Annotated in this window: 12 protein-coding genes; 5 read left to right on the forward strand and 7 right to left on the reverse strand. The window is 49.3% G+C overall.

Annotated features, from left to right (window positions below):
• From ACESTD_RS08770 to galA, 7 genes are all read right to left on the reverse strand, one after another.
• Complete coding sequence (locus tag ACESTD_RS08770; RefSeq protein WP_373158805.1) at positions 1–1,722, reverse strand: RagB/SusD family nutrient uptake outer membrane protein; 1,722 nt, start codon at positions 1,720–1,722, stop codon at positions 1–3.
• Between the two features lie 20 nt (positions 1,723–1,742).
• Positions 1,743–5,009, reverse strand: coding sequence for a TonB-dependent receptor (locus tag ACESTD_RS08775; RefSeq protein ID WP_117969094.1), 3,267 nt, complete (start codon positions 5,007–5,009; stop codon positions 1,743–1,745).
• 225 nt (positions 5,010–5,234) lie between these two features.
• Positions 5,235–6,215, reverse strand: coding sequence for a glycoside hydrolase family 5 protein (locus ACESTD_RS08780; RefSeq protein ID WP_175332098.1), 981 nt, complete (start codon positions 6,213–6,215; stop codon positions 5,235–5,237).
• A gap of 112 nt (positions 6,216–6,327) precedes the next feature.
• Positions 6,328–7,620, reverse strand: coding sequence for a beta-galactosidase (locus ACESTD_RS08785; RefSeq protein ID WP_151853120.1), 1,293 nt, complete (start codon positions 7,618–7,620; stop codon positions 6,328–6,330).
• A gap of 91 nt (positions 7,621–7,711) precedes the next feature.
• The gene (locus ACESTD_RS08790; RefSeq protein WP_151853119.1) at positions 7,712–8,995 is read right to left on the reverse strand and encodes an acetylxylan esterase; all 1,284 of its coding nucleotides are present in this window, start codon (positions 8,993–8,995) and stop codon (positions 7,712–7,714) included.
• A 72-nt stretch (positions 8,996–9,067) separates the two neighbouring features.
• Complete coding sequence (locus ACESTD_RS08795) at positions 9,068–9,955, reverse strand: AraC family transcriptional regulator (protein ID WP_009037794.1); 888 nt, start codon at positions 9,953–9,955, stop codon at positions 9,068–9,070.
• A 350-nt stretch (positions 9,956–10,305) separates the two neighbouring features.
• Positions 10,306–12,750, reverse strand: coding sequence for a beta-galactosidase GalA (galA, locus tag ACESTD_RS08800; protein WP_118275024.1), 2,445 nt, complete (start codon positions 12,748–12,750; stop codon positions 10,306–10,308).
• A 222-nt stretch (positions 12,751–12,972) separates the two neighbouring features.
• Here galA and ACESTD_RS08805 point away from each other — a divergent pair, with 222 nt between their 5' ends.
• The 5 genes from ACESTD_RS08805 (at position 12,973) to ACESTD_RS08825 (ending at position 20,087) form a co-directional block, all read left to right on the forward strand.
• Positions 12,973–15,459 (forward strand): GH36-type glycosyl hydrolase domain-containing protein, encoded by a 2,487-nt coding sequence (locus ACESTD_RS08805; RefSeq protein ID WP_005834800.1) that lies wholly within the window; start codon positions 12,973–12,975, stop codon positions 15,457–15,459.
• Positions 15,460–15,477: 18 nt separating this feature from the next.
• Positions 15,478–16,482: an aldo/keto reductase gene (locus ACESTD_RS08810; protein WP_005825039.1), complete on the forward strand. Its 1,005-nt coding sequence runs from the start codon at positions 15,478–15,480 to the stop codon at positions 16,480–16,482.
• Between the two features lie 6 nt (positions 16,483–16,488).
• Positions 16,489–18,504: a glycoside hydrolase family 97 protein gene (locus tag ACESTD_RS08815; protein WP_005834798.1), complete on the forward strand. Its 2,016-nt coding sequence runs from the start codon at positions 16,489–16,491 to the stop codon at positions 18,502–18,504.
• A gap of 191 nt (positions 18,505–18,695) precedes the next feature.
• Positions 18,696–19,334, forward strand: a complete 639-nt coding sequence (locus ACESTD_RS08820; protein ID WP_373158806.1) for a DUF4136 domain-containing protein — start codon at positions 18,696–18,698, stop codon at positions 19,332–19,334.
• A 123-nt stretch (positions 19,335–19,457) separates the two neighbouring features.
• Entirely contained in the window at positions 19,458–20,087 is a 630-nt protein-coding gene (locus ACESTD_RS08825; RefSeq protein ID WP_117990750.1) for an outer membrane beta-barrel protein, read from the forward strand.
• The last annotated feature ends 52 nt before the right edge of the window (positions 20,088–20,139 follow it).

The raw sequence follows: 20,139 nt of genomic DNA on the forward strand, positions 1-20,139 counted from the left end.
TTAATAACTGAATTCAGAACGTACATCTACGTGTACCGGGTCTTTCATCAAATTAGGATTGAACACCATGTCTTCTGTCGGGAACGGCAATGTAAAGCTGGAGACTGTCACATTCGGCGCCTTTGCATCCGGATTGTAACGGGTCTCGTCCGGATTCACCGTCCAACTGCCGTTTTCATAATAAGCCTTATAAGTAGTACCCAGACTATAATAAACATCACGGCGCTGTGCCTTCAGCTCATTGATAGCACGCTGGGAATCATAATATGCCAAACGTACATAATCATACCAACGGTCGCCTTCGCAAGCCAGTTCCAGCCGGCGTTCCTTCCAGACGTCCTCCCAAGTAATGGAGGTTTTCGGAGTAACTCCCGGAATGGCACGGCCACGTACTGCATTGAAAGCATCCAGTGCACTCTGGTCTGTAGTAGAGGTAGCCAGTCCCATTTTCGCCTCGGCATATACCAGATAGATATCGGACAGGCGCAGGATATGGGTTGCCAGGCCGCTGTACATATTACCAGCCGATACGCCCAAGCCCAATACATGGTCATTATTGTTACCATAGAGATGCTTCACGTGATTGGCACCGGTAGGAGACTGGTAATCGCCATTAGGTCCTCCCTTACCATATTCGGCATCATAAATAAACCGCAGATAATCAAATCCACCCTTGTCCTGCCAGAAATAATCGTATACATCACCTGCCATCATCATAGTAGCCTTACGACGGGTATCCGTATCCGAACGCGTCTCAGGACTTTCCAAAGCGGAAATTCCAAATGCATCCTGCAAATCAACCGACGGACCTGCATAGCCGCCCCAGCAATCACCAAATTCATCGAATCCCACCATTGCCAAGTCCGACTGCAACGTATTCTGCTGTGTCCAGGGGTCACGTCCTGCCGACCAGTGCCAGGAGAAGAGACACTCTTCATTCTTGTTGTTTGCCAAACGGAAAACATCGGAATAGTTAGCCAGCAAGTTACGGCCGGAATTATTAATTACATCCTTGGAATATTCTGCCGCTTTCGCCAAATCATCCGCATTGCGGGTACCGGAAAGGCCACTCTTAGTTAGATACACCTTAGCCAAAAGACCTTCGGCACAATAGCGGTCAATACGTCCCGTTTCACCTCTGGCCGGAAGCAACTCCATAGCTTTCTCCAGAGTCATAATGATATATTCGTACACATCTGCTGCCTCCACTTTGAATTTGGAGTTATAATTACCGGAATTCAATTCGTCCGTATTATCATGGATAATGGGTACTGCGCCAAAACTACGTACCAAATAGAAGTAAGCCATGGCTTTCCATGCCAGACACTCGCCCATACACTGATTTTTCACTGCTTCTGACGCATTTGCCGTCTTCAAACGAGTATATACAGTATTGGCATGGCCAATCACTGCCCATAGAGAATAGGACATGTTCACAAGGTTTTCATCCGTACCATTCACCGTAAAATTCAAGTAAGGGCTGTTTCCCTCGTATACGTTTCCGGACAAGATTTCACCGACTTTAATAAAACCGCGCTGAAAGTCATACCAAGGTGAGTTATAAAGATAATTAACCCCCTGCACACATTGTTCGTCATTCTGATAGAAGTTCGATTCGTTATAATTGTCTTCGGTAGGACGGTTCAGGAAATCCTCGCATGAAACTGTTCCCATACCGAGTACAGCTGCAAACGCCCAATATTTAATATATCTGATTTTCATGTTTTCTTCAATTTAAAGTGTTAGAATGAAACATTCAAGCCGAATGAATAAACTGTAGGAGACGGATAACGTCCGTTGTCCAAACCATAGACATTGACGCTTGAAGTGCTGGCACCAATTTCAGGGTCATAGCCGTCATAACCGGTAATGGTCAGCAGGTTCTGGATATTGGCATAGATACGCAAGTTGCTCAGTCCCAGTTTATCAATCGTCTTTTTCGGGAAAGTATATCCCAAAGAGATGTTCTTCAGACGGATATAAGAACCATCTTCAATATAACGGTCACTGATACGGTCGTTGTCATTCGGGTCATTGATAGTGGCGCGTGGAATGGAAGCTCCCGGGTTTGCCACCATGACGTTAGACACATCATTATACCACATCGTTCCATCTTCGTAGACCTTGTTCGGATTGATAGGAACAAGCTGTGCACGTCCGTTTACAGCATTCAGCTGGTTAGTCCAGGGAGAGTTCATATGTGTCAGCTTCATGGAAAGGTAGTTGTACACCTTGTTGCCATAGGAACCGTTGATGAAAACGGACAAGTCGAAGTTCTTGTAACGGAAAGTATTGGTCCAGCCAAAAGTAAACTTAGGCATCGGAGAACCGATATTGGTCTTGTCATAGTCGTCAATAACGCCATCGGGCACACCGTCAGGACCACTGATATCCTTATATTTCACATCACCCACCCATACGGTATTGGTACGGTCGAATACACCGTTTGCCGGGTACTTGGCAGGTTTCGGAGAAGTCTGAAGGTCCTCCAGGTCCTTGTAAACACCATCACAAACAAATCCATAGAAGTTATAAAGTGATTCGCCTACACTGGATACACTGACTACATCGGTCCACTGTCCGTAACCCACAATCTGCGCATTGGCTGTACCAGCCAATCCTTTCAGTTTGTTCTTGTTGAAAGAAATCTGGAAGTCAGAATCCCATTCAAACTTACCCGTAATAGGATGTGTGTTCAGAGAGATTTCAAAACCGGTATTCTCTATGTCACCATAGTTACCTTTCGGAGCAGCCAATGCAGAAGACGCATTACCGGAAGTACCCATATAAGAAGGCAACTGCAACGGCATCAACATATCACTGGAAGTTTTCTTGTACCACTCTACCGTCAGGTTGATACGGTCGTGCAGGAATCCCAAATCCACACCGACGTTCCATTGCTCCTGGGACTCCCATTTGATGGAAGTATTCGGTATATTGGAGGGGCGATACCCCATACCCAGACCGGAAGGCATACGACTCATGGATGTACCCCAAGCATAACCACCGATGTTGGCATTACCAGTTTGTCCCCATCCCAGACGCAACTTACCGTTACTGATGACCTTCTTCAACGGTTCAAAGAACGTTTCGTTGGAAAAGCGCCAGGAAGTAGCCAATGAATGGAAGCCTGCCCAACGGTTCTCGGGACCGAAGTTTGAAGAGCCGTCATAACGATAGGTATAAGTACCCAAATAACGGTCGGCATAGTTATAAGTCAGACGTGTAAAGAAAGATGCCATAGACGAGCTTCCAAAACCTGCATTGATAGTCGGGGTTCCCGTACCCAAGGCAGGATTGTGCACTTCATCCGAAGGCAGACCGCTATTGAACACACTCGTGAAGTCATAGCTGGACTCCCAGCACTCCTGGCCCACCATGGCTGTATAATGATGCTTGTCGCCTATGTTTCCGGAATAGGTCACATAGTTCTTCAATTGCCAGAATGTACTGCTGTTTTTCTGGATATTGCTTTCATTACTGGAACGTACCCATCCACCCAAATCAACCATCGGCTTGTAGCGCTCACCTTTGCTGGAACTGATGTCATAACCCAATTCGGCATGCCATACCAGATTTTTAATCGGAGTAACCTCAAAGAAAATATTACCCGTCAGTTTCTGACGGTCCAGCAGAATGTCATCCATCATGGCAAGGGCAATCGGGTTAGGATTCGTGTAGCCTTCGCGAACAACGGTGGCATAGCTGCCATCCAGATTATAGATAGGTATATCAGGAAGAGTGGTCAACGAGTAGTTAATCAAACCTTCATCACTGTCTGCCAGTTTCAGGTCATCACCCGTTGCTGTATAGGTGGCGGTCAAACCGAGTTTCAACCACTTCTTCAGTTGGGCATCCAAGTTGGCACGGAAGCTGTAACGGTTAAAGTTTGAACCGATGATGGTACCGTCCTGATCCATATAGGAAGCTGATACGTAGTATTGTATCTTCTCTGTACCACCTTGTGCCGAAATCTGGTGCTGATGCTGCAAAGCAGTCTGGAAGATGGCGTCCTGCCAGTTTGTACCTACTCCCAGCAGAGAAGGATCGGCATAATAATTACTAGGGTCAGAGATTTCACCCATGTTTGCCAAATCATTATAATAAATGGCATACTCACGCAGATTCATCATATCCAGACGCTTTGTCTGGCGTTGAACGGCAAACATACCGTCATAAGTAAACTTAGCCTCACCCGCCTTACCACGTTTGGTCGTAATCAAAACCACACCATTGGAACCTTGCGCACCGTAAATGGCGGTTGCCGAAGCATCTTTCAGAATTTCCATACTGACGATATCAGCAGGGTTGATGGTGGAAAGCGGAGAAATGGTGGAAACCGAGCCATTACCCAGTGCATCGCCCAAACCATAAGATGAACCGCTTTGTCCCTGACTCTGTACAATCACACCGTCAATTACATACAACGGCTCGGCATTAGCATTGATAGTGGCCTGACCACGTACGCGGATAGAGGAGGAAGAACCCGGAGCACCGGAAGTGCTGACTGCCGTCACACCGGCAGCACGCCCTTGAAGGGACTGGTCGAGATTGGTGATAATAGAACCCTTAATCTTGTCTTCACTCATGGAAACGGAAGCACCGGAAAGGTCGCTTTTCTTCATCGTACCGTACCCCACAACCACCACTTCGTCCAACATCTCGGAGTCTTCCTTCAGCGTGATGTTCACTGTTGTCTGGTTCGTTATCTTTATTTCCTGGCTGACATAGCCTATAAAGGAGACTACAATGGTAGCTCCCGGTTTCACATTCAAGGCAAAGTTACCGTCAATGTCGGTAATTACACCATTCGTTGTACCTTTTTCCAATACATTGGCACCGATAATAGGGCCCATAGCATCACTGACGACACCCGTAATTTTCTTTGTTTGCTGCACTGCCTCAACGGTATCCGTCGATGATACTGCGAAAAGCTGAGGAGCATAACCCAGACTGAACACCGAGCATATCCCCGCAAGCAGCGCTGTCTTTCTAAAATTCAAATTCATACTGTATTTCTTAGATTTAAAACAAACACAAAACCTCCCAAAAGAAGATTTTTTTAGTTAACAAAATGAGAGTAAGTCAAGAAACCGTGACATGCAATCAAGGCGTTGACACTTAAAATTACTTCCAAACAATTCATGTTTTCACAGCATCATTCTTCTTTTCTTCCATAAGCACAATTCTTTTTTCTTAATTATTAATGGTTAAATCATATTGTTTTTAAAGGGCTATTTTTTCAGTGTCGTCAATTCGTCACGAACCATTCTCCCCCACTCTTTCATGTCTGCATCTTTCCAGTTTCCCTCGGAAGAAGCCGACGGATAAAGCATGGAACAAGTCTCGTCTTTGTCCGACAAGGACCAAGCCACCCAACTGATGGAATGCCGCTGCATCCACTCCAGCCAATTCCCCCACTCTTCTTTACTGATGGGGCCGTCCCCACTTGCCTCCATACCGGCGCATTCGGAAACGAAAATCGGCAAGCCCTTGCCCAGAGCATAGTCGGCGCGGTCGCGCAGCCACTGTCCGTGGGTATTGGCATAAAAGTGAAGTGTATACATTATATTGTCATATACGGTAATAGGATCGTCCGCTGCCAAATGGATGTCCTGGTCCCAATGCGGACAACCAACGAGGATAACGGCATCCGGTTCTATGGCACGAATCGTCTTGATAACCTCCACAGAGTATGACTTCACCTGCTCCCAACTGTCTTCCACCGGTTCGTTGAAAACCTCATAGATGACATTAGGAACCCCTTTGTAACGGGTAGCCATTTGGGTGAAGAACTCCTTTGCTTCTTCCTGCCTCAGATTGTGGCTATGCCAGTCGATGATGACGTAAACGCCGTTCTCGATAGCAGCATCCACCACCTTTGTAACACACTCAATACCGAACTCGGGCTTGTTCACATAGCAGGCGCTATCCAAATCCACTCCCATAGAGGCCCGAAGCACCTGTGCGCCCCAGTCATTGACCAGATAAGCAACCGAAGAGGCATTGTAGAAACGAGGCCAGAACTGATGCCAGCCATAGCTGACACCGTGTAATACCACCGTATCGCCTTCGGTATTCATCAGCTGCGTACCATTGACCACCAATGCCGGTAGCGTTTCCTTTACATTTTCATTCTTCGACGGGTTTGTTCCACAACCAATGGTCATACCTAGGCAACAAACCGCCAACATAACTTTCCATATGCTTTTCATATCATACTTAGTATTTAGAGTAATAATCTTTCTTATATAACGGTACAAACGCTTTGTACACGCTTACATTCTAATTTTCAGGTAGGGATTACACGGAAAAGCACAGATAGGTTCAATTTTGCAGCTCCCGGTTTTCCGCTTTAATTATTTCAATAGTGCTGTCTGTGGCAAAGACAGAGTTCAGTCCTTGTTGTTCTTGAGCCGGGTCACCGGTATAGTCATCTCCCTTTTCCCAAAATACATGGTCGGGATTTTGTCCGGCAAAACCACCCCATGCCCAGAAATTGCATCCGGCAAAGAGTCCGCCGCTCTCACGGTCCTGGCGGATGAGGTCGAATACATAACGGTAATATTCATCGCGGGCAGTGGTCGGTGCCTCTTTGGAAAAGCTGAAACCGTCACGGGGAAAACCGAACTCCTCCAAAACAATCGGCTTGCTGTACTTCCGAGCAATGACCATGTGGTCATCTATATACTTCTTAGTATTTTCCTTGGCACGCGGAAGAAGTTCCTTCAGGCTGTCTGCCTTCACCCAACTCCAGTTGTAAGGCCAGATGTGGATATTCAGATAATTGATGTTGGGGTCGGCATGAATCTTCTCGAAAAGATTCATATCCATTTCGCATCCCCACGAGCCCTCACTGCCGGAAGACACCATGTGGTTCGGGTCGAGTGACTTGATTTGTGCAGCCACATCGGCCATCCAGCGGGCAAACGGTTCCTTGTTCTCGTCAGAGAAAGCGCGAGGCTCGTTACCAATCTGCCAGGACATAATAGTAGGGTCATCCACATATTTTATCTGATTATACCTATTGGTGCGTGAAACAATATAATTGACATGATTGGCAAACAAAGCCTTCGCGCTGTCCGATTGGGGGAACTGCTTGACATACTCCATATAGGCGGGCCATCCGTCTACGGCAGGTACCACGGCATCACCGTGTCCGGACCATTGCAGGTAAACGGAATAGCCACCGCTCCATTCCCAGGAATTGTTCAAATAGAGGACAGCTGTCATATCACGTTCACGCAGTTCATTCATAAAATAATCCAATCCGGCTAAAATAGTATCATTATAGACGCCCGGTGCCACTTGCAAAGAGGGCTCTACCCGCGTCTTTATGCCATTTTCACCGTCAGCACCCACCAATACGCGCAGGTTGTTGATGCCAATACTTTTCAGAAAGTCCAGCTCCTTATGCAACCGTTCACGATTGCCGCCTTCACCTTCGGAACCAAGAATAGCACCGTACCAGAAATTGGCACCTACAAAATAATAGGGTTTTCCGTCGCGAACGAACTGTCCATCGGCGTTGACCTTAATAAACGAATGCTCCGCAGGCTTAGGGGCACATGCTCCCAAAAAGAATAAAAGTACTGTCAGCAAAAAGAATTGTTTCTTCATATTATCAGTTTTTAAGCGATACACAAAGATACGCGGCTCATATCATAAAAAATGATACTATATTATCAGATTAATATGCCAATGTGATTAATCACATTGGCACATTAAGTTGTCTCCGTATCCAGTCCAGCCATTCATCCCACTGTTCCTGATACCAATAATGCCCGGTTTCCAGATAAGGATGCAATTCCTTCGGAGAAGAAATCACATTGTAGGCTGCATACATGGAAGTGGGAGGACAGACTTCATCGTTATACCCCCAACTGAACCAACCGGGCACATTCAGCAGGCGGGCAAAGTTTGCCGTATCATAATAGCGCACCGTTTCAAGCTGCTTTTCATCGGGAGCACCATAATAATAGAAATAATGGGGCCAGCCGCAAGCACGCTTCTTGAAGAACGCTTCGTGGTCGCACAGGGCAGGATGAACAGCCGCCAGGAAAGTAACGCGTGAATCAAGAGCCGCCGTAATCACAGACAAGGCACCGCCCTGGCTGGAGCCCGTAACGCCCAGCGCTTTCCCGTTGTACTGCGGCAGCGAACAGATAAAATCCACAGCACGCAAAGCGCCTACCACCACACGGTTATAGTAAGAAGCATCCCGATTGTCGCGGCCGAACATCCAATAATTGCTCAGCGCCCCACCTGCCAGCGCATCATATACAGACTGCTGCATCGTGACGGGAATTCCGTGGATACCCACCTCCAATATAATTACCTTTCCAGGAGCCGTATACGTATCTCCCGCATAAGGGCGGACACCCGCACCGGGCACACGCAGCAAAGCCGGATACTTCCCTTCTTTCTTGGGAATACTGAGAATACCGTAAAAACGTCCTCCCCAAGCTTTTGTCTGGAAGCTGACCTGATATACATTATCCGTTTCCGTACAGCGCTCGGGAAGCAGCGTCATAAGGGGATTCAACGGAGTCTTGCGCGCCTCTTCCAAGGTCTTGGCCCAATAATCCTGAAAATCGGCAGGAAGTTTCGTCACGGGTTGCAGCTGCTCAGGAGCATAGGCCGATGTAGCCAGCCCTTCATAAGTCCGGCCGTCCACATGCGCTTTGACCTTGCAGCGCAAGAAGCCTGCAGTCTTCATCGTGCCTTGCAACTTCAAGGTACCATCTTTCAGCACCACGTCTTTCTTTACTTCAGTAGGATACATTTCGGGGCCCAGTTCATAGTCAATCTTGACATCGGGCAAGAGGTTCTGTGCCTTCAGCACCCGGACGGTAAACGTACACTTCTCATTCAGACGATACACCCAATCGCTATGGTCGGGTGAAACGACTACACGAATTTCATTGCCGCGTATCTGCGCCGTCACAGCACATACACACAGCAGACATAAGAATAAGGAAAAAACTCTTTTCATGATATCAGATATTAGTATTAATCATCGGTGCAAAAATAGGCACTTTCAATGAAGAATACCAATACTTTTTTATCATATCACCAGCTTCTTTTTCCGATAATTCTCACGGAATTCCTTCGGCGAGCATCCCTTCTTCCGCTTGAACATACGATTGAAATTGGACAGATTGTTGAAGCCGCAGTCATAGCACACCTCTGCAATGGTACGCGTGGAATCTACCAACATACGCGTGGCAAAGCCCAGACGGATATCAATAATGTAGTCGGAAAGCGTCTTGCCGGTGCGCAGGCGAAAGAAACGGCTGAAAGAGACCGGGGTCATGCCCACCATATCGGCCAATGAAGCCAACCGGATATCCTCCTGATAATGGGTGGAAATGTATTTCTGCACCTTCTGTACCCGGCGGCTGTCAGAGAAAGTCTCTATCTTGGCAAACGAAGAACTGGACAACACCCGGGCATTGTCATAGAGGGAAAGTTCGTAAAGGATACGGAGAAAGTTCATCACGGCATAAAAGCCCTGCTCCTCGGAAGCCAGCTTATCCAGCCAGTTGTACACCTTCATGATGGCCTGCATGGGGAAACTAAGTCCGCACTGTGCACGCTCCAGCATCCGACGGATACTGTCGAACTGGTTCTTGTTGACAACGTTCCCGAAGAACAAGTCGGGAGAGAACTGGATGGTAATCTCCCGAATATCCCCGGAGGTACATTCATGTTGCTCCCATACATGCTCCAACTCCTTACCGGTTATCAGCACCAGGTCATAATCACCGATAATCTCGGCAGAATCGCCCACCACACGACGTACGCCGGAAGCATGTTCCGTGAAGTTCAGTTCATACTCTGCGTGACAATGGATGGGGTAGGTAAATTCTGTTTTGCGACGATCGGCAATATAGAAACAGTCACGTTCCGACAGAGGGGTTATCTCCCTCATGATATAGTTCTGGTTTTCCATAGGCATTGGTTAAAAAAATATCATGCCACAAATATACTCATTCTTTTTAATCCCACAACAGTACCATTTGTTACATTTAGAGGTAATAATTGTTATATATGAGCAGATACCCGGGAAAGTCCCACCCGGAAAAGCAAAACTTCCGTTCTTCTCCCCCTCAGGCTCTAATGTAAGGATGTATGAGATGTATATCTCATGCTGTACGAGATATACATCTCATACAACACGAGATGCGCATCTCGCACACTTACACACTATAGTTTGAGGAAGAAAGAAGCGGAGATCCCTCTCTTGCCCCATAGACAAAAGAAAGGTCTCCGCTTCGCCGGATGATATGAATGATAAGCTGCTTACTTCTGCAGCTTCAAAACGCAGGAAGTTTCCGGCAGGTTTTCCGAAACGACCGTCAGTGTGGCTTCTCCCGCTTCGCCGGTACTTTGCAACAGCACCTGTGCAAGTCCGTTGAATGCCTTTACCTGATAGGTGCGGGCATCGGCGTCGGCCGGACGTTCCGTAGCCTGATAAGCGGGGTCTCCATTCCCCACCCCAAGGATGCGTACCGGACCGGAGACGGTTATCGTCAAGTCGTTGCAGGCAGTGGGGACAAAACGTTTCTTCTTGTCCTGCAACTCAATGTTACACACTGCCACATCCCGATTGTCTGCCTGAATGACGGAACGGTCTGCCGTCAGGGAGATACGGGCAGGAGTACCGGTAGTCTCCACAGTACAGGCCAATATTTTCTTGCCGTTCTTATAGCCTACAGCCTTCACTGCACCGGGCTGGAAAACGGCTTTCCAGGAAAGATGGCCGTTTCGGGGCATCGGTTTGCGATCCAGTTTCTTGCCGTTCACAGTCAATTCCACTTCATCGCAGTTGCTGTATACCCAAATATCGATGCTATCACCTTCGTGACCTTGCAGATTCCAGTGAGGAAGGATGTGCAGCACCGGCTCATCCGTCCACCAGGACTTCAGATACCAGGCTTCGTCCTTGGGGAAACCGCAGTAGTCCAGAATGCCGAATTGTGAACCCGTAGCCGGGAACTTCATGGGGTTGGGCTCGCCGCGGTAGTCGAAACCCGTCCAATAGAAAAGACCCGCCAAATAGGGACGTTCGTCATAGAATTTCCAGCCACGCTCGATGCAGTTCAGCAGGCTGTCAGGTCCGTTCGGCTTGCGGTTGTGCGCCACCATGTGGCCTTTGTCGTGGGCATCGAAGTAGATGCCGCGCGTACCACAGCCCGTAGTCTCTTCCGAACCGAGCGCACGGCGGCCGGGATAATCCTTGCGGTGCTGCTCTACTGGATTCTGAAGGATGTAGTTATAACCGGCCACGTCTGCGGGAATCAAGATGGCAGGGCCACTGCTCGAAGCAACGGTCATGAGGCGCGTAGGGTCGAAACGGTGGCAATATTCGCGCATCGTGGCAGCAATGCGTGTACCGCTTTCTTTCCACTCGATGCCCCACTCCTCGTTGCCTACACTCCAAAGGATAATGCACGGATGGTTGCGGTCGCGGTCTATCATGCGTTTCAGCAGGCGAGTATGTTCCTCGTTGACACCCGTCAGACGGTTTTCTTCTATCACAAGGATGCCGAGGCTGTCGCAGGCATCGAGCATTTCGGGAGTCATCGGGTTATGGGAAGAACGGTAGGCATTGCAGCCGAACTTCTTCAGTTCCTTCAGTCGGTACACTTGCAGGGCATCGGGAATGCCGGCACCTACTCCGGGGTGGTCTTGGTGCATGTTCACACCTTTCAGTTTCAGAGGCTGTCCGTTCAAGAGGAAGCCCTTGTCGGCATCGAAGCGGATGTCACGAATACCAATCGGGGTGGCCACCACGTCCACCTGCCTACCGTTTTGCCAGACGCTGGTTTCCATTTTATAAAGGTAAGGATGTTCTGTACTCCATAGCTGGGGATTCAGCACTTTGGTACGCACCTTTACGCTACGCGTTTCTTGCGGCAGCAGGGTTATCTCTTCCGCCTCGTCCTCCATCTGCACTTGTCCGTCGGCATCAAGCAGACGGCACCATACTTTGCCGGAGACGGGGTCTTTTCCCGAATTCTTCATCTGCACTTCGGTCACCAGCACAGCCTTGTCGAAAGGAGCTTCCAGCGTGGAAGATACAAATACGCCGAAAGGAGCTACATGCAACGGCGCCGTCTTGTTCAGCCATACATGGCGGTAGATGCCCGCACCCTCGTAAAACCAGCCCTCCTCGAGCGTGGCATCCGCACGGACGCAGATAAGATTCTCTTCTCCGTAATTCAGGTATTCCGTAATGTCGTATACCTGCGTGGCATAGCCGCTGGGTTCGTGTCCCAGGTAGAAACCGTTTATCCAGATACGGGCATCACGGAAGATACCGTCGAACTGAAGATAAAGATGCTTGCCGAGGTCCTCTTGCGGAACAGTGATACTTTTCCGATACCATCCCACAGAGTTTTCGGGGAATTTATAGCCGACGGCTTTATAACCATGACTGTGGCTCGCCTCTTTGGCATAAGGCAAATCAACCACCCAGTCATGCGGAAGGTTGACCGTCTTCCAGTCCACGCCCCACTTCTCCGGATTGAACTTGGGGGAGTAAGGACCCTCGTTATGGATAGAGGCTGCCTTGGTCAGATAGTTGAAGTACTCCGTTCCGCAGCCGAAGTCTTTCTCCGGTGAGGAAGCATTGCCAAAAGCAAACTGCCAGCCGTCGTCCAGCAAAATACGTTCGCGGACGGATTGGGCAGAAAGAGAAAAGGTAATTCCAAGAAGGAACAGAAATGCGAATAAGTGTTTCATATCGGTTAATCATAAAATGTGTTTACAAAGATAGAGCGAAAAAGATTCGTGCGGTGATACTTTTGTATCATTTTCCGGTACTTCATGTTTCCGAGGGGAAAAAACACGCCGGGCAAACAAGGGTGATAGGAGAAAAGTTTTTAAATTTGAAGCGTGCTTCCGGGAAAATGGCCGGATGGCACAACTAATGAAGAATGTATCAAACTAAATACAAGAAATAATATGCAAGACAAAAGATTCGGATATTTCGATGACGACAACCGCGAATACGTCATTACCGACCCCAAGACACCTTGGCCATGGATTAACTACCTGGGCAATGAAGATTTCTTCTCACTCATCTCCAATACTGCCGGAGGCTATTCCTTCTACAAGGACGCCAAGTTCCGCCGCATCACCCGCTACCGCTACAACAACGTGCCGATGGACAACGGGGGACGCTACTTCTACATCAATGAAGGCGGCAACGTATGGTCTCCCACCTGGAAGCCCTGCAAGACTGCACTCGACAGTTACGAGTGTCGCCACGGCATGAGCTACACCCGCATCACCGGATCCAAAGACGGCATCGAAGCCAGCCTGCTCTTCTTCGTCCCACTGAAGACCTGGGGAGAGGTGCAGAAGCTGACCTTGCGGAATACTTCTGCCAAAGTGAGAAAACTCAAACTATTCTCCTTTGCCGAATGGTGCTTGTGGAATGCCGCTACGGACATGGAGAACTTCCAGCGTAACTTCTCCACGGGAGAGGTGGAAGTGGACGGGTCTGTCATCTACCACAAGACGGAATACAAGGAACGCCGCAATCACTACGCCTTCTACAGTGTCAATACACCCGTAGACGGTTTCGATACCGACCGCGAAACATTCGTGGGACTCTACAACGAGTTTGCCGACCCGGAACGGGTAGTAGAAGGCAGACCGGGCAACAGCATTGCCCACGGTTGGAGTCCCATCGCCTCGCACTATCTGGAAGTAGAACTGCAACCCGGCGAAAGCCGCGACTTCATCTTCCTGCTGGGCTATGTGGAAAACAAGCAGGAGGCAAAGTTCGAGGAACGTGAAGAATCTCTGCATGAAGCGTTCAAGCAGAGTGTACCCTCTTCACCTATTATAAATAAGGTAAAGGCTAAGGCGATGATTTCGGCCTTCGACACTACCGCCAAAGTAGATGCTGCCTTTGCCGAACTGAAAGCCTACTGGGACCGCCTGCTGGACATCTACGTCGTGAAGACCGACGAAGAAAAACTGGACCGCATGGTGAACATCTGGAACCAGTATCAGTGCATGATTACCTTCAACATGTCCCGTTCCGCCTCTTTCTTCGAGAGCGGCATCGGTCGTGGAATGGGTTTCCGCGACTCCAACCAGGACCTCGTGGGCTTCGTGCATCAGATACCGGAACGAGCCCGCGAACGAATCATCGACATAGCTTCTACCCAATTCCCCGACGGAGGATGCTACCACCAATACCAACCGCTGACCAAACGCGGCAACAACGACATCGGCGGCGGCTTCAACGATGACCCCATGTGGCTTATCTTCGGTACGGTGGCATACATCAAGGAATCGGGAGACTTCAGTATCCTGGATGAGCCCGTCCCCTTCGACAACAAAGAAGGTTCGGAAGTGTCTCTGTTCGAGCACCTGCGCGTCTCCTTCAACCACGTCATCGAGAACCTCGGCCCCCACATGTTGCCCCTCATCGGCCGTGCCGACTGGAACGACTGCCTGAACCTGAACTGCTTCTCCTGGGATCCGAATGAATCCTTCCAGACCACGGAAAACCAGACGGAAGGCAGCCAGGCAGAATCGCTGATGATTGCCGGCTTGTTCGTGGTATGCGGACGCGACTACGTGGAGCTGTGCCGCCGCCTGGGTAAAGACGACGAAGCAAACAGAGCGCAAACCTACATAGACAATATGGTGGAAGCCGTAAAAAAACACGGCTGGGACGGAGACTGGTATCTGCGCGCCTACGATTACTTCGGCCACAAGGTAGGCTCCAAAGAGAACGAAGAAGGACAAATCTTCATCGAATCGCAAGGCTGGTGCACCATGGCAGGCATCGGACTGGAAGAAGGCATGGTAAAAAAAGCGCTGGACTCCGTAAAGGAACGCCTGGACTGCGAGCACGGTATTGTACTCAACAATCCACCCTTCACCCGCTATGTTGTGGAGTATGGAGAAATCTCCACCTATCCCGCCGGCTACAAGGAGAACGCAGGTATCTTCTGCCACAACAACCCGTGGGTCATCATCGGAGAAACCGTACTGGGACGGGGTGACCGTTCCTGGGAGTATTTCCGCAAGATATGCCCGTCGTACACCGAAGAGCACAGTGCCCTGCATAAAGTAGAACCTTACGTATGCTGCCAGATGGTGGCCGGCAAGGACGCCGCCCGCCCTGGTGAAGGCAAGAACAGCTGGCTGACTGGAACGGCTGCCTGGATGTGGTATGCCATCACGCAATTCATACTCGGCATCAAGCCTTCGTATGAAGGTCTGGAAATCAATCCTTGTATCCCGGCAGGCTGGAAAGGCTTCAACGTGAAGCGTAGGTTCCGCGGGGCAGAATATCATATTACCGTGAAGAATCCCGATGGTGTGTGCAAAGGCATCAAGTCCGTCACAGTAGACGGCCAGCCGATAGAAGGCAATGTGGTGAACCATCTGCCGGGCACGCATACAGTAGAAGTAATAATGGGATAACCCACAAAATACAATATCATGATAAACCCTATTTATTCTCCAGCGCCCGAACGCTATGACAACGGCATGAAATTCCGCCGTTGCGGGCAAAGCGGCATCCTGCTGCCGGAAATATCACTCGGATTGTGGCACAACTTCGGCGACGTGAACACATTTGCCAATTCCCAGGCCATGGCGCACTATGCCTTCGACCGTGGAATCACACATTTCGACCTCGCCAACAATTACGGTCCTTCCTACGGTTCCGCCGAAGAGACTTTCGGAATGATTATGAAGAAATCCTTCATGCCCTATCGGGACGAACTATTCATCTCCACCAAGGCCGGACACGACATGTGGCCCGGCCCCTACGGGGAGTGGGGCTCACGCAAGTACCTGATGAGCAGCCTCAACCAAAGTCTGAAACGGATGAACCTGGAGTATGTGGACATCTTCTACTCCCACCGCTACGACCCGGATACTCCGCTTGAAGAGACCCTGCAAGCACTGGTTGATATCGTACGGCAAGGCAAAGCACTCTATGTAGGAATCTCCAAATATCCCAAAGAGGCGGCCGAGTTTGCCTACAAATACCTGGAAGAACGGGATGTACACTGCCTGCTCTATCAAGGCAGATACAATCTCTTCAACCGCGAACCGGAAGAAGAAGGTATCCTGCAGCAAGCCAAAGGGAACGGAACCGGCTTCATCGCCTTCTCCCCGCTGGCGCAGGGCCTGCTGACCAACCGCTACCTAAATGGTATTCCCGAAGATTCGCGCATGGCAAAGGGGGCTTTCCTAAAGAAAGAAGCACTGACCGACGAGACGCTGCAAAAAATCAAGGCACTCAACGAGGTTGCTGCCTCACGCGGGCAAACCCTTGCCGAGATGTCACTTGCCTGGCTGTTGAAGGACGACCTGGTGACAAGCGTCATCATCGGAGCGAGCTCCGTTGCCCAACTGGCAGATAACCTGAAAGCGACTGAAAATACAGACTTCTCTGCCGAGGAACTGGAGAAGATAAAGAAAATCATTCAAAAATAAATCAACATGAAAAGCCTCCTTATTCAAACCTTTTGTTTATTATTCCTTTGCTTGGGCACGGTCCGTGCACAGCAATACCAACTTGCATCACCCAACGGAAAACTATCCGTTACGGTAGATGCCGGAGAAGCCCTCACCTGGCAGATAGCACACGACGGAACCACGGTGCTGCAACCCTCTGCCATCGCCCTGCAAGGCAGAGATGAAAAATCAGCCAAGAAAGCAATAACTTTCGGTAAAAATGTAAAAGTAATCCGTGCAGAACGCAAGTCTGTAGAGTCCTCCTTCCCCACTCCCCTCTATAAAAAAGCAAGTGTGAAGGATGTCTACAACCAGCTGACACTGAAATGCCGCGGAGGCTACAGCGTACAGTTCCGCGCATACGATGACGGCGCTGCCTACCGCTTCATTTCCGAACAGAACAAGCCGTTTATCGTCCTCAACGAAACTGCGGACTTCAATTTCGACAAGGATTACCAGGCATTTGTACCTTACATAAACGACAACCGCAACGGTGAGCGCTATTGCTTCTCCTTCGAGTCTTACTACGACGAAGCCCCGTTGTCCAAAATGTACACCGACTCACTCTCCATCACCCCACTGATGGTTTGCCTGGACGGAGGAAAGAAAGCCGTTATCATGGAAGCCGGATTGGAAAACTATCCCGGCATGTTCCTCACTGTAAATCCCCAGACACGTCAAGGAGTGCAGGCAGCATTTGCCCCCTATCCGCTGGAGGAAATAATCGGCGGACACAACCGGCTGAACCTGATACCGACAAAACGTGCAGACTACATCGCCCGTTGTGCCAAGCAGGAGCTCCCCTGGCGTGTGGTGCTCGTCACCGAGAAGGACACGCAGCTTGCCGACAATGACATGGCACAGCGTCTTGCCCCCGCCTGCCGCATCAAAGACATTTCCTGGATTAAACCCGGCAAAGTGGCTTGGGACTGGTGGAACACCTGCAACCTGACTGGCGTAGACTTCAAAGCCGGCATGAACACCCCGACTTATAAGGCATTCATCGACTTTGCCGCCGACAACAACCTGGAATATATCATCATCGATGACGGCTGGAGCGGAAACGAATCCTTATTGAAAGACCTGAATCCGAATATCGATTTAAAGGAACTGGTAGCCTACGGAAACCAGAAGGGCGTCGGCATCATTCTCTGGGCAAGCTGGCGAAACTCTGCCAAAGATACGGAAGCCGCATTCAGCCACTATGCACAGATGGGCATCAAAGGCTTCAAGATAGACTTCTTCGACCGTGACGACCAGCCACTGGTACAGTCTGTAGAACGCATTGTAGCCTGCGCCGCCGAGCACCGCCTGGTATTGGACCTGCATGGACTCAAGCCATACGGTATACAGCGCACCTATCCCAACGTCCTGAACTTTGAAGGTGTAAAGGGACTGGAGAATGCCAAATGGGAACCGATAGTGAACGGTAGCCCGCTCCACAACTTCCCACGCTATGACGTGACTGCTCCCTACCTGCGCATGCTTGTCGGCCCGATGGACTACACACCGGGAGCCATGATGAACGCAACCCGCGAAACCTTCCGTGCCGTCAACGACCATCCAATGAGCCAGGGTACGCGCGTCCACCAGATGGCGATGTACACCCTCTTCGAAGCCCCGCTGCAAATGCTTGCCGACAGCCCCAGCAAATATATGAAGGAGCAGGAATGCACGGACTTCATTGCCAAAGTGCCTACCGTTTTCGACGAGACCGTGGCACTGGACGGTGAAGTAGGCGAATACCTTACACTGGCACGCCGCAAGGGAGACGTCTGGTACATCGCCTCCATGACCGACTGGACACCACGCGACTGTACCATCGACCTTTCCTTCCTCGGAGAAGGAAGTTACGAAGCCGAAATCTTTTCCGACGGCATCAATGCCGACCGGGAAGCAACCGACTACAAGAAAGAAGTACGCACCGTGACCTCGGGAGACAAGCTGAACATACACATGGCACCCGGAGGAGGATGGACAGCACGGATATGGAAAAGATGATAGGGTGATAAAGTAATGACATGATAAGTGCAATAGGGTGACAGTTACGTTAAAAGTGCTGTCACCCTATTCCTTTATCACTTTTAACATACCTCTACGTGAACCTTTTATATCCTATCTTGTTTTTTCTCACAAAAGCCTAAGGTACCATAGGGCAGGAATTTATATTAAACCTAAACAATTATAAAAGTATGAAGAAATTTATTCCCCTATTATTAGCGGTCTTTGCAGTGACGCTTGCATCTTGCGAAAAAGACCCTGACATGGATAAGCTGGACAATAATTATCTGGTTTATACCAACTATGACAAGAAGGCGGATTTCAAAACCTTCGAAACTTATTACTTGCCGGACAGCATTCTGGTCATCGGTGATAAGGAAAACGCCGAATACTGGAAAGATGAGAATGCCCAGGAAATTCTCAGCGCTTATGTTGCTAACATGAACAGCCGCGGCTACATCCGTGTGGATGACCGGGAAGAAGCCGACCTTGGCTTGCAGGTAAGCTATGTCAGAAGTACCTATTACTTCACCGACTACGGACGTCCCGAATGGTGGTGGAACTATCCAGGCTACTGGGATGCTCCTTACTGGGGCAACTGGGCCGGATGGTATTATCCCTATGCCGTGAACTATTCCTACAGCACCGGTTCCTTTATCAGCGAATTGTTGAATCTGGAGGCGCCGCAAGGCCAGAGCGAGAAACTTCCTGTTCTGTGGACCAGCTATATGAGCGGCTTGCTGAGTGGTTCTACTTCTGTCAATACCAAACTTGCCGTGCAAGGTGTAAACCAAGCTTTCACTCAATCAACTTACCTGACTAACAAGTAGTGACAAGCTACGAGCTATAAGTGACAAATGACGGGTTACCCAATATTAAGGTAACAAGAATAATACGGCAGCATCCTTTCCGGACTGGGAAGTTGCCATTGAACCAAAAAACAAGAACAAAGTATGAAAACAATAAAATATCTTTCCTTGAGAGTATTTGCGATTGCCGCTCTTGCTCTCGTCTTCGCCCTACCGACGAAGGCACAGATGACCGATAACGGTTATGCCAATATCGACTGGCAATATAACTTTCCCCTCAGCAACAACTTCGCCGACAAATCAAGCGGCTGGGGTATGAATTTTGAAGGCGGTTACTTCCTGACAGACAATTTTGCATTGGGAGCTTTCTTGAACTACCATAGCAACCATGAGTATTTCGGTCGCCAGACACTTCCCGTAGGCGAAGGCGGCAGTCTGAATACCGACCAGCAGCACACTGCATTCCAGTTGCCTTTCGGTCTGGCCTCCCGCTATGTATGGAACCGTGGAGGTGCATTCCAGCCGTATGCCGGTGTAAAACTGGGTGCTGAATATGCACAGTTGAAGTCAACTTTCAACGTATTCGAAGCCAACAAAGATACATGGGGTTTCTATGTATCTCCTGAAATTGGTTTCAATGTGTATCCTTGGGCTTATGGACCGGGCTTGCATTTCGCAGCCTATTACAGCTACGGTACGAACAAAGGTGACCTCTTTACGTACAGCGTAGACGGTTTGAGTAATTTCGGTCTGCGCGTAGGTATTGCGTTCTGATAAGACACACACTTAAAGCTTAACAGATAGAATTTAATTGTTTCAAAATTGA

The organism is Bacteroides sp. AR20, from assembly GCF_964250605.1.
In the GTDB taxonomy this organism is placed as follows: Bacteria; Bacteroidota; Bacteroidia; order Bacteroidales; family Bacteroidaceae; genus Bacteroides; species Bacteroides uniformis.